The sequence below is a fragment of the Natronosalvus caseinilyticus genome, assembly GCF_017357105.1.
GTDB lineage: Archaea > Halobacteriota > Halobacteria > Halobacteriales > Natrialbaceae > Natronosalvus > Natronosalvus caseinilyticus.
Window position 1 is genome coordinate 1144280 of the sequence record NZ_CP071596.1, and the last position, 11767, is coordinate 1156046.

Annotated in this window: 9 protein-coding genes, 1 tRNA gene and 2 pseudogenes; 2 read left to right on the forward strand and 10 right to left on the reverse strand. The window is 53.5% G+C overall.

Translation table 11 applies throughout. The features are described from left to right. Positions 1-279: 279 nt before the first annotated feature. Together J1N60_RS20755 and J1N60_RS05590 are read left to right on the forward strand one after the other, a co-directional pair. Positions 280-525, forward strand: a complete 246-nt coding sequence (locus J1N60_RS20755; protein ID WP_484551601.1) for a DUF8154 family protein — start codon at positions 280-282, stop codon at positions 523-525. Between the two features lie 98 nt (positions 526-623). Beyond that, a pseudogene (locus J1N60_RS05590) lies at positions 624-854 on the forward strand (PD-(D/E)XK family putative nuclease); the annotation flags it as partial. A 40-nt stretch (positions 855-894) separates the two neighbouring features. Here J1N60_RS05590 and J1N60_RS05595 read toward each other — a convergent pair. From J1N60_RS05595 to hisG, 10 genes and pseudogenes are all read right to left on the reverse strand, one after another. Then, positions 895-1611 (reverse strand): hypothetical protein, encoded by a 717-nt coding sequence (locus J1N60_RS05595; RefSeq protein ID WP_312911370.1) that lies wholly within the window; start codon positions 1609-1611, stop codon positions 895-897. Between the two features lie 674 nt (positions 1612-2285). Further along, the gene (locus J1N60_RS05600) at positions 2286-2987 is read right to left on the reverse strand and encodes a hypothetical protein (protein WP_312911372.1); all 702 of its coding nucleotides are present in this window, start codon (positions 2985-2987) and stop codon (positions 2286-2288) included. Positions 2988-3188: 201 nt separating this feature from the next. Then, the gene (locus J1N60_RS05605; RefSeq protein WP_312911374.1) at positions 3189-5225 is read right to left on the reverse strand and encodes an AAA family ATPase; all 2037 of its coding nucleotides are present in this window, start codon (positions 5223-5225) and stop codon (positions 3189-3191) included. Next, a complete protein-coding gene (locus J1N60_RS05610) occupies positions 5218-6153 on the reverse strand; it encodes a hypothetical protein (RefSeq protein ID WP_312911375.1) in 936 nt (311 codons plus the stop codon). The genes J1N60_RS05605 and J1N60_RS05610 overlap by 8 nt, the downstream gene beginning before the upstream one ends. Next, positions 6153-6659, reverse strand: coding sequence for a hypothetical protein (locus tag J1N60_RS05615; protein ID WP_312911376.1), 507 nt, complete (start codon positions 6657-6659; stop codon positions 6153-6155). Before J1N60_RS05615 ends, J1N60_RS05610 begins: the two co-directional genes overlap by 1 nt. Then, entirely contained in the window at positions 6659-7462 is an 804-nt protein-coding gene (locus J1N60_RS05620) for a hypothetical protein (protein WP_312911378.1), read from the reverse strand. The genes J1N60_RS05615 and J1N60_RS05620 overlap by 1 nt, the downstream gene beginning before the upstream one ends. Positions 7463-7945: 483 nt before the next feature. Then, a pseudogene (locus tag J1N60_RS05625) lies at positions 7946-8357 on the reverse strand (DUF7845 domain-containing protein); the annotation flags it as partial. Positions 8358-8640: 283 nt separating this feature from the next. After that, positions 8641-8713: transfer RNA gene (locus J1N60_RS05630), tRNA-Arg, on the reverse strand. Between the two features lie 46 nt (positions 8714-8759). Next, complete coding sequence (locus J1N60_RS05635; protein WP_312911379.1) at positions 8760-10442, reverse strand: MATE family efflux transporter; 1683 nt, start codon at positions 10440-10442, stop codon at positions 8760-8762. Positions 10443-10554: 112 nt separating this feature from the next. Further along, a complete protein-coding gene (gene hisG / locus J1N60_RS05640) occupies positions 10555-11409 on the reverse strand; it encodes an ATP phosphoribosyltransferase (protein ID WP_312911380.1) in 855 nt (284 codons plus the stop codon). Positions 11410-11767: the final 358 nt, after the last annotated feature.

An 11767-nucleotide genomic window follows, 5' to 3' on the forward strand; every position in this document is an offset into this window, starting at 1 on the left:
GAGTAGGCTGAATTCCTCTATTTTGGCACGTAACATGAGGGTAACGTACGGATTGTACTCCTCAAGGTTGATGACCTCGATAATCCGTCTCCGATACGAGTAGTGACCCACTGTCTGTTGCCCATATATTCCCAATAGAAATCATATGCCTAATAGGAAAGAGTCCACAGCGATCGTGCTGGAATTCAGTTCCTCCGAGAACGGTTCTTCCGTTACCAGGGGGTATAGGGCGTTCTCTCTGTCTTGATCGACCAACCCTCTTCCGTGCATACTGTGACCGTGCCGATTTATTCGCGATGGAGCGATGGCGTCGAGGAAATCATCTGTAGTCACCGACGACTCTACCAGCAGAGCGCCCAGGCCGGGCTCTACGACGATCGGTTTGGTGAGGAACTCGCCCACCTGTGGGACCACAACCGGACGAAGACGTATTACCGGCTCGGGATCGGACCGAGGAGCAAGCCGAGGCGATGCACGATTCGCCACCAATTTCCACCAAGGTCTCGGTTCTACGAGTCGGATTAAACACGAGTACATCCGCGATTGGTGACCTCGAGAAGATCCGTGGAACGGTTGGGTGGGTTCGCGCTGGCGTGAGTACCGAGACGACGGCGACCACGTACAGTGATGGGCAGCCGGGGAATTTCAAGATCTACAAGGCGTATCATGACCGACTCCGGCGAGTGGGCGGTTGGTACTGCTTCGTGGTGTACTGGTCACATGGCCGCTCTGGATTGACGATCGTCAAAGACCAGATGTGTAAGGCTTCAAGCCTCCTGTTACTTCGTTGGCATGGTGGAGGAAATCACCGTGGGACCCAACAGGCGAAAATTGGTATTAGCGAGGTGTTATAATCGAGTGGTGGTTGGATAAGAATTCCGTCCAAAAATCCATTTATCGCTTGAAATACGTTCTCTCAAACAATTGGGTAGAAAGAATCCGTTCCCCAGCCCGATCTACGTAAATCATAGAAGTTCCAATGACGATACTGGTAAAAAAATGAACCAAAGCTAAACCGATCACCACACCAAACATTACTTCATCTTGGGCTGCACGAATACTTTCATCGAATACACCAGTTTGCAAGTGCCAGACGCTAAGCAAAGCTGCTGCCAAATATGGGGAATAGGGAATTAAGTTTTCAAGAAGAGATCCCCCATCATATTTAATTACCGCCCCATCTTTCTGGACGAACGAAATGTATGATATCGAGAAACCAAATGTCATACTGTAGTCAATGAGCGGAACGGTACCCTCTGAATATCGATTCATGACACTCACAACTGATAATATAAGACTTCCTAAGCAAAACATGATGACAATATATGCGCTGAATCGAAGAAATTGACCTTGAGCGAGTGCGTAGGAAGCGCAGTTGGAAGCCTTATTTATGACAACAAACGCAATGATCACGAAGATGATTAGGCTTCCTCCAATGCCTGCTTGGACTTCAATGCTCATCTCATCCGGTAGCTGGGTAAGGTAAACAGAGAGAGCAGCGAAGAGACCTAGTATCGCAAATAATTCATAATTCGTAGCGAAAAAGAAATCTAGTGAAGGGGATTCTACTTGTTCCGTTTTTTGATCCCTGCTAGATGGGGCCCCGGGCATTACGCTAATATTTCACCTCACAATCAAAAGGAAACCGATATTGTCTGAGGAAATGATCAAAACAAATTTGGATTCATTGAGGCTATTACTGGGTAAGATATTTTCCCAATTATTGTGTTCTCTTCTTACTTTTGAATGCCATTGTGAAATTTAAGCAAACTGTTCTCGGTGATGGCCAGCGCAATAGGAGGTCGTGTTCGTAACAGCGCGCGTTCTGCGCGCCGCAAGATTACCTTGCCCCCTTAGGGGCAGTGTTCAACCCCAATGGTCAGGTTTGCTACGCTCCTCGAGTTGGGCTGGTACTTCACATGGTGCGAGACCGTGTTGGTTGGCGATCTCGTTGGCTAATTCAATCGCATGGTTTTCAGTGGGAGTCCTTCCATTTTCTTGAGCCAGTTGAACCAGGGCGTGAACAATGAGCAAGTCATCCTGGGGATGTCGCATTGTGACCGCTGTTCGCTGCCCCTTCATTGATAAACCCTCGTAGGTGGCTCTGTTGAACCCCTTTCTCTCGATGATAGGTTTCAAGGGTCGTGCTGAATACAGAGCGTGTATCTTACACATATAAACAGATTGAAAACAGTATTACCGATAAGCGCGTGGATATTACCGGTCAAATCAATCGAGATACTATCGATCCACAGCTCCTGTCGCCTCTACAAGAGCCGTTCCGCTCAGATTTTCCCGGCCCGAACGAGATCATTGTACCTGTCGTCCACAATATATCCTGTCAAGCCGAGGAAGAACAGGGCTGTGAGCGCCAGATTCGCGTCAAAATGAGCATCGGGGTGGCCGTGCATGATCCAGTGCCGGTGCTTGAAGAATTTCTCCCATTTGTCCTTGAACGCCGAACTATCCCCTTCTTCTAGGTTCATCGGGGCATACTGGCCAAACCAGCGTTTCACCGCTTCCTCCTTGTCACCGCCCCAATAGACGTCCTCTCCGATATTGTTGGGATCCGATCCAGTCAGGTTCGGATCTTTTTCGCATAGCCAGCTGATGAGGGCGTCATGCGTTGAGATGGCCAGATAGAGTGTCTCGTAATAGTTAGATGCCCCCGTATCATCCCACTCGTCGACGAATGCCAGCTCACATTCCTCCATCCGACTCGCCAACTTTTCCAGATCGTCGTCGTTTGCGGACTCAAGACCTTCCCGAGCTTCTACCGCCCACGTGATCGCGACCTGAACCGCCTCTTTCTGAATCTGATGATTCGCCGGATCGTAGTTCCACGGATACTCGATATCGATCTGTGCCTCTGCCAACGCCCGTGCTGCATCAAAGTAGTCCTTGGCGTTATTTGCGGCAACAACCGCTTTTGCGAGCGCTTCATTGTCGATATCAATCGACGGAGGCGTGAATTCGAAGTCGATCATTACCTGTGGTCACTCGTCAAACCCTTGATAGACTTTCTGCATTTCCTTACAAAGCATTCCGCTCACCCGATTGAACGAGTGAACTGCACCTCTCCCGCCCGCGGTAGATACGCCACATCAACCTCAGCACCCAGGTCAGCCGCGTTGTCTCACAATCGATCGATATCCGCCGAAACAGGTGAGGTTGAGATATTGAAGGGATTAGAAATCTTTAATCTGATATGCTTCATTAAATTCATCCCTATCTGACAATGCAGAATCAGTCACTGTAAGGAGGATCTGGTAATCTGGGAGTTCTTCTGGTAATGCTAATAGGAAGTTTGTGATGTCGGGTGTATTTCCTTCGTCAGGGATTTCAGAATATGGAGCGTCTAATAGGAACATACGGATTGGTAACGTGTTCGACTGTTCTGCTAACAACTTCAACACTGCTGTATGGAAAAGTAAAGCCAAAATTTTTCCTTCATTTGAGAATTCGTTATGGCGATCCGAGGGTATATCATCGCCATTGTCAATCATAACGGTAAAATCGTATCCACCTTGTGAATTGAATTCTACATTTCTGGCACTAGCGAACCGTCCGTGCTCGAAGTACGAGAGAAGCGAACTCATCTCATCTTCGAAATCAGCCTTTAGGCTGGTCCGTTCTTCCTCAATATGCCTCCGTACGATTCTTTCGAAGGCCTGTAGAGCCTTCCATTTCCGCATCTTTTCAGTGCGGCGTTCGTACGCTTCCTCAAGACTCTCAAGACGGTCTGCGACATCCTCAAGCTCATCCTGTTTCGCATTGATCTCGACTTGAGTCGATGTCGCCTCACGCTCTAATTCAGATATTTCTGTCTCTAACTCGTTTCGCCGATCGACCAGTTGGTTGGCATCACTTTCCTCAATTTGAGCTACAACCCTGTCCAGTTGATCTTGGTGGTCCTGAATCCGCGAATCAAGTAGGTTTAATTCTCCTTCTAGTTCACGTTCTCGAGATTGAAACTGCCCTATTTTCTCCTCAAGTTGGTCCTGCTCTGCGATTGTCTCTCTAACATCCTGTTCTGTCCCAGTCTCGATCCGCTTATCAGGGACATCTTTGCTACAAAGCGGACAGGCTGCGTCATTCAAGAGACGCTGGCGCTGATCATCATCTACATCATTTGTACAGATTGGGCATCTGTCCGGGACAGTCATTAGTTGCTGGAGATCCTGCGCGGTTGAGTGAAGCTCCTCGCCCATCTCCATCTCCTCGTACCGTTTGATATTCAAACGAGCCTCACGCAGATCACCGCGCGTCTCTCGTCTCTCTGATTCCAGGTTGTTTATCTGTCTCTGTAGCCTGAGCTTCTCCGATTCTAAACGCTCAAGATCACTATTCTGATCAAGCGTCTCATTGATTGACCGCAACTCCGACCTTCTATCCGCCAGTATCGTCTCTGTCTCTTCTTTGACCTCTAGTAATTCCTCTAGCCGATCTCGAAGATTATTCTCTCGCCCCTCAGCTCTAGCAAGGTTTTCTGGTGAGGTTTCCTCTTCATCGGTGAGTTCATAGACCTCTTTCCGTCGTTTCTTGCTCTCATTGATCGGAGCCGCTAGATCAATTCCGAACAACAGATCAATAAAGCCTGCTTTGTTTTGCCAATTGATGAATTTCTTATAATTAGGCGACATCAGGCAGAACATCGAGAATATATTGTACCGGCCAAATTCACGGGATTCAACCGGCCAAATCCCGAACGCCTCGGAGACATCCTGCTGCGTGTTTCGAGCATGGAAAGGGATTTCGTCCTCCGATGACGGATCAGTATTTAGTTTTGGCCGATCATCGTCAGCGTATCCTGGACCATCCCAGCTCATCGTCCGATATACAAGATAGTGGTTAGCGTCAACCGACCAATTACCAGTTGTTTCTAACGTACTTTGTTCGTCCTGGATTGGATCAGTAAGAGTGATCCGTTGCTTTTCCTGACGCCCAAACAGGTTGAACCGGATCGCTTCAAAGATGGTGGTCTTCCCACTTTCATTTTCGCCATAGAGAGCCGTATTTGTGTCGTCCATTCGGACTATCCGGTCATCTAGATTCCTGAAGTTCTTCGCTTGAATTCGCCGAATCGTTACTCTGTCGGCGGGGAAATTGAGATCGCGATAGTTCTCTTCAAGTAAGCGTCTGCACTCGTTGATGTCCTCCTCCACCAAGTCTTCTATTTCTAGTTCATCTATAATACTCTCAATAATCTCTTGACGATCAGGCATGAGCAAATTCCCCCTGTAATTCTCCTAGGAACTCGATTTCACTGGCTTTGAATTTTTTCATCGGTCCTACAAGTAGTTCAGAACCGGTTGGAGTTTGGTGTATTCTATCATCTTCGTTGATGTGACTGACAACCTCTTCATGTGTCATGATTGCTACTTCGTCGATAACGGTTTGCTGGGCATAGTTCCAAGATGAGAGCATGATGCTGTCGGCCTGTTCGATTCGATCATCAAACTGGTCCACCATCATTTCTCCTGCGGGTGTGAGTTCAATCCCATAACTGCGGTTGCGTTCCGCGACTTCACCGGTGCCGTCTTCACTTGCTACTGGTTCTTCAATGAGTGCCCACGCAAAGAGGCGGTTTTTGTCCTCATAAACGTCGGAAGAGAAGGGGCCCGAACTTCGTTTTGTGAACCGATAGCGGTAGCCAGTATGATCAAGCATCCCGAGATCACCTTGTAGCTCCCCGGTTGCTGAGTAATCCTCTTGCTTCGAAATCTGGCGGTTTACGAGGTAAATCAGCTTTTGCAGGCGGTACCGCGACTCAATCATTCCGTTGTCCGATTGGGCCGAGTAATCTTTTATCAATTTCAACATCATCGCGAAGTCGATAAGCTCATCAATCCTGAACCGAAGCTCGTTCCAGTCCTTGACCAGATTGTCACAAGAGACAGTACCATTCCGAAACTCAGCCAATTGATCATCAGTAAGCCCGAAGCTATTGAGAGTAGAAATGACTCGCTCATCTGAGAATACTTCCCGGTTTAAGAAATTATAGTACTCTTCGTTGAACTCCTCAAACTCAGCGGAGGTCGCCATTGCCTCACTGTAGACCTTAGTGACGACCATGACATATTCCTCGTGTTCTGTATCGTTTAGGTCAAACTGGTCAACCACACGTTCAATGACCTTCCATTCATTAGGCATTATGGCACCTCCAGTGTGTCGCAAACATCGTTGTTCCACTCCATTACCTTCTTGAGACCACCGGGGTGAGCCGGATTCGCTGTGTTTAGATGACCGTGAGCATAAGCGACGAGATATTCTTTCGTGGGTGCTACTGATACACCTGGGTACTTAGATTCAATACTCGATGCTTCAGGTGCATCATCAATGCAGAGGATAATCTCACTTTCATTTGGATAACTACGTGTATCGAGATAGAACTTAAGTTCGGGATAGGGTTCGTTCTGTAAACATTCGTCCCAGTGAATGATCCAAACACTATTTTGGATTAACGTATCACGGTCTGCAAGTTCGGAGAGGGAATGAAAGTATTCCTCGACTAGGAGCTTATCGCCTTGGATGCCATCCCGGATTTCTCGGACAATATCGGTGAAGTCATGGCCATAGCATTTGCCACTGGTGGTGAGAATCAGCAGATTTTCTTCGTGAGGGACAGCATCTTCCGGTATCTTGTATCGTGTAATCATTACTGTTTTCCAGCGATAATCCGGAGTCTGTGGCGGATTGATGCTAGTTTCTGGTGCTCTTGTTCCAAACGTTCATTCTTCTTCTCTCGCTGTCCTTTGATAATGGTTTCCTTTGACAATTCACTGTGGGATTCAAAATCGTCTCGCCAACCCTCAAAATCCTCCCTTAATAGCTTCCCTTCAACCGTTTTTGCGGAATATAATATGCTGGAAAGGTCGTCCATTCGGTCGACGAATTCACCATAGGCTTCTTGCTTAGCGTTACTCCGATCATCCTCATTAATCCAAGAGTGCGAATCATCCCACCCAGTAATCGTTTCGACCATAGTGTCGCGGTTCGGCCGATCATCGGCAATACGTGCGTGATAACCTACAGCGAGCAGTGCTGCGAACAGTGTCGTGAGCATCCCCGAGAATACATAATCAAGTTGACCAATTCTAGTTTCGCCCATTAATACGAATATGAGGAGAATGTATCCGAACAAAATGACCAAACCAGACGCAATAAGGTATCCAAGTACGGATACGGCTAGCCGAGTACGGGAATAGAGGCTTGGTGAGAAGGTACGCTTCCGCATCTTCGCCGTGAAGAGTACAAGAACACCGAAGAAGACGATTGAAACACCAGTATATGCATATATGAAGAGATCGGGTTTCGAGATCTCAATAAGGAGTGAACTTGAGAACTGGAATGTGAGAAATACTGAGGCAAATTGCAAGAGTAGGACTTCCAATAGGAAGTGTGCACCCTGCCCGAAAGTGATGTGATCAAGGAGTATTTGACCCCTTCTCTGAACATCCATAGATCACTCATGAGCGACGTATCCTATAAAATGTAAGCCTCCAGAAACGCTCAGGTCCTTTGATCGCCATATTGGAGTTGTGGACTATCGGTGTAAGCTCGTTATCTGCGAACTACCGAGACTGATTGTTACATTGACTGTAGTGGCACCAAAGGATCGGACACCAAATAAGCGACACACGGCGGTTTCAAAAATCCGATCGCGGCCTAACTAACCACCGTTTCATGTGTTTCAACTGGAAATCCCCGCGCGGAGGCGGGGTGGGGACGTTGTAATTTTTTGGCTTCATCCCCTTGGGGACACGCCTCAAGGGGGCGTTCGCGCGCAGCGCGAATCGCCACCGCCGAGGCTCCGGCCCGATCGCGGCGGAGCCCAACCCCTCGAGGATCAGGACACAACCGAAGTTGTACACTCACGGCTTGAATACAATCTTAATTGCTGAGAAGAAGGTGCGAAAGAGTGTCGCCACTCACGAGGGCCGCTCTACCAGTCGGGCACGAGTCGTCCGACCGGTCGCGTTTCCGTGTCGCCTCCAGGCGTCCGCCACAGCATCGGTACTCTCGAGAAGAGCGCTGGGTCGTTCCCTGAGTGGCGCCACTTCTCGATCGCCTCGCGGGCGACTTCGTGGGCGCTCTCGAAGCTTGAGGCTTTCAGCGTCGACAGGATCGTGTCGATTCGGAGCCGCTTCGGTTCGCCTTCCTGGTCGAACTCGAGTTCGGCGCCGTGTTCGGCCAGCCACTTCTGGAATGGCGAGCACTCGGCGACGTGATCCGCCAGACCCATGATGTGCTGGATGCGGTCGGCATAGCTCTCGATGCCATACTCGGCGCTCTCCAACAGGGCTCGAATCATCGCGGTACTTCCGGACCCGATACGAGACGCGGCCGACCTCGAGGTAACCTTCGAACGGTGGGACGAGCATCACGCTCGAGAAGGGGTAGTAGGGGTCACCGTATCGCGGAAGGGAGAAAACCCAGAACGGAATTTGAACCCGAGCTTTCGTCTTTCCCAAGGTCACCCGGAACAATTATGACCAACCCTTGTGATTTAGCTCCTAGCGAATCGCACGATGACGCCGACCCCCGTTCGAAAAACGAACGAACTCTTTCGCGCGGACAGCGCTTGGCTTATAAACGCCTCGACGCCGTCTATCGAATCTGCACCGTTCAGAACTCGAACGGGCGCGACGGGATTTGAACCCGCGACATCCTGGTCCGGAACCAGGGACTCTGTCCACTGAGCTACGCGCCCCCGTCGGTACAGATTGACTACGGCCGTATAACGTTTCTGTCGTGGGCTAGTCTTCGCCTCGAGCGGTCGGCGCCTCGACTTTGGCCTCATCCTCGAGGTCCTCTTCGATCACGTTCGCGTCGTCCACAACCTCTGCGTCGTCGATGTACTTCTCCTTCCAGGTACCGCGGGTGAACCAGGCGACCCCCACGGTGGCGCCGAGGACGTTCCCCAGGGCCATCCCGACCCAGACGCCGGTTTCGCCCCAGCCGAGAGCGGCCAGGGTAATCCCGGCGCCGGGAACCGTGACTGACCAGGAGAACGCCAGCACGAGGACGCTCGCGACGCGACCGACCCAGAGGGTGAGCATCGAGATGACCATCGCAGTCTTCGTGTTGCCGGCCCCGCGGAAGGCGCCGAGGATCACCTGGGAGACGCCGATAAAGGCGAACTCGACGGAGCGGATGCGGACGTACTCGACGCCGTAGGCGATGGTCGCGGGGGCGTCGGGGACGTCCCCGAGGAAGACGCTGACGATGGGTTCGGTGAAGGCGACGGCGATTACGGCGACGATGAGCATTACCCCAGCGCCGGTCGAGGCGGCGAGCCAGACCGAGCGCTCGGCGCGGTCGCTCCGGTCGGCGCCGAGGTTCTGGCCGACCATGGTGTCGATGGCGCGACCGAGCCCCATCGCGGGCAGGAAGACGAGCGAGATCAGCCGGTTGCCCAGGCCGTAGGCGGCGACCACCGGCGGCGAGAACGTGACGATCATGGCGGTGAGCGTGATCATCGCCATCGCGCTCGTGGTCTGTTCGACCGTGCTCGGCACGCCGAGGCGGACGATGTCCTCGATGATCTCGCGGTCGAGCGGGAGGTGTTCGACGCGCACGGCCGGCCCGCTCGCGGTGGTGAAGAGGATCCACAGGCCCATCGCGGTCGCGACGCCGCGGGCGGCAATCGTGGCGAGCGCGGCGCCCTGGATCCCGAGTCCAGAAAAGCCGGTAAGGCCGTAGAGAGCGGCCTCGAGGCCCTCGAGGTTGAGCCAGACGAACAGGGGGTTGTCGGCGAACCCGAAGATGAAGAACGGGTCGAGCAGGACGTTGAGGAAGACGGAGACGACCATCACGAGCATCGGGGTTCGGGTGTCTCCGTAGCCGCGCATGAGCGCCGAGAAGACGAAGAAGCCAAACATGAGCGGGATGCCGAGGAAGATGACCTCCATGTAGTCGGCGGCCAGCGGAATCACCGTTGCGGCGGTCTCCTGGTCGCTCGGGAGGAGCTCGAGAGCGGGGCGGGTGTAGAAGTAGCCGGCGATGCCGATGAACACCGAGAGGAGGCCGACGAACGAGAGGGTCTGGCCGGCGACGAGGCCGGCCGACCGGTCGCCCTGGGCGCCCGTATACTGGGCGACGAGAATCGCGCCCGCGGTGGTGAAGCCGCCGGCGATAGCGATGAGCAAGAAGATCAGTGGAAAGGCGAGGCTGATCGCGCCGACGGCCTCGGCGGAGAGGCGTCCGAGGTAGAGTGTGTCGACGACGTTGTAGGTGACCTGCAGCAGCTGGATGACGACGATGGGCCAGGCGAGGCGAAAGAGCGGTCGGACGAGGCTGCCCTCGGTAATCGAGGCGCTGGTGTCGGCGGGGGTGGGGTCGGCTGGGGCGTCGTCAGGGTTGCTATCGTCGTCGACGTCCACGCCACCGTCGTCGTCCGGGGCTGGCCGGTCGCTCGAGGCGTCTGACTCGTCGCTCACTGGTAGCGAATGTGTCGGCGGGACAATGAACGTTCTGAACCCGCCGCGTCGTCGCTATTTCGTGACCACGTTCGAGCGGGGGGGGGGGGGGTTCTCGTTCCTCGAGCGAGCCCTACTCGACCAGTCGCTCGATCTCGGTGACCAGGATGTCGCTCGCGCCAGCCTTCTTGACCTCCGTAATCGTCTCGAACACTTCGCGTTCGTCGACGACGGCGTGGACGGCAACTGATTCGCCGCCGCCATTGGCGATGTCCATGATCGTTGGGCCGCCCATGCCGGGGATGACTTCGCGGACGTCCTCGAGCCGGTCTCTGGGCACGTTCATCATCAGGTAGCGCTTCCCGTCGGCGGCCAGCACCGAGGAGAGTGCGGTTCGTATCTCCTGCACTTTGGGGTCCTCGAGGACGTCCTCGCGGGCGAACAGGCGGACGGAACTCGAGAGGACCTCCTCGATGACGGCGAGGCGGTTCATCTTCAGGGTCGTCCCCGTGCTCGTGATGTCGACGATGGCGTCGGCCATTTCGACGTGCGGCGTCAACTCGGTCGCGCCCGTGACCTCGACGATTGCGGGCTCGAGACCGCGCTCGTCGAAGAACTGCCGGGTGACGGTTGGGAACTCAGTGGCGACGGTCTTCCCCGCTAGGTCCTCGACCGCGTTGATGTCGCCATCCTCGGGTGACGCGAGTACGAGTCGACAGCGGCCGAACTCGAGGTCGAGCAGCTCGGCGACGGTGCCGACGTCGGCTTCCCGGTACTGGTCGTAGCCGGTGATCCCCAGGTCGGCCGCCCCGTCGGCGACGTACTCAGGGATGTCGGCCGCGCGGGCGAAGAGGATGGTGACCTCGGGGTCGACGGTGTCGGCGTAGAGCTTCCTGGCGGCGCCGTTCTCGAGGTGGAGGCCGGCCCGCTCGAGGAGGTCGATCGTCGGGTCGTGCAGGCGGCCCTTGTTGGGGACGGCGAGACGCATTGACGGGCTATTGGGATCGCGTCGGGAACTGTCTTTCCATCGCAACTGCTCCACGTTTGCTCGATCCCGGTGAGGTCGCTTCGTCTTGAGCCGATCGAAAAGTCGCCAGCCCGAGTAGTCCGATTCCGGGAATCGGCTCTCGAGTTCACTGATTACTGGAGGTAACCGTGAACTGAACAGGAAGCGAGACGACGGCGTACAAACTCCGTCGACGACCCGTAAGCTGGTCACGGTCGAGATTTCGCTGGGCCATTGGAAATACTCGCGTGGAGCGGGTGACCGAGGATCCATCGGTTTCAAAGCGAGAACCGACACGACCGCCAAGCGACGCCATCTCCCAGTTCCAGATCGGTAAGCG

What these genes read in the sequence shown, in the direction of transcription:
- J1N60_RS05595 (WP_312911370.1), bottom strand. Translation starts at nt 1,611, where the DNA reads ATGCCCGGGGCCCCATCTAGCAGGGATCAAAAAACGGAACAAGTAGAA.
- J1N60_RS05600 (WP_312911372.1), bottom strand. Translation starts at nt 2,987, where the DNA reads ATGATCGACTTCGAATTCACGCCTCCGTCGATTGATATCGACAATGAA.
- J1N60_RS05605 (WP_312911374.1), bottom strand. Translation starts at nt 5,225, where the DNA reads ATGCCTGATCGTCAAGAGATTATTGAGAGTATTATAGATGAACTAGAA.
- J1N60_RS05610 (WP_312911375.1), bottom strand. Translation starts at nt 6,153, where the DNA reads ATGCCTAATGAATGGAAGGTCATTGAACGTGTGGTTGACCAGTTTGAC.
- J1N60_RS05615 (WP_312911376.1), bottom strand. Translation starts at nt 6,659, where the DNA reads ATGATTACACGATACAAGATACCGGAAGATGCTGTCCCTCACGAAGAA.
- J1N60_RS05620 (WP_312911378.1), bottom strand. Translation starts at nt 7,462, where the DNA reads ATGGATGTTCAGAGAAGGGGTCAAATACTCCTTGATCACATCACTTTC.
- hisG (WP_312911380.1), bottom strand. Translation starts at nt 11,409, where the DNA reads ATGCGTCTCGCCGTCCCCAACAAGGGCCGCCTGCACGACCCGACGATC.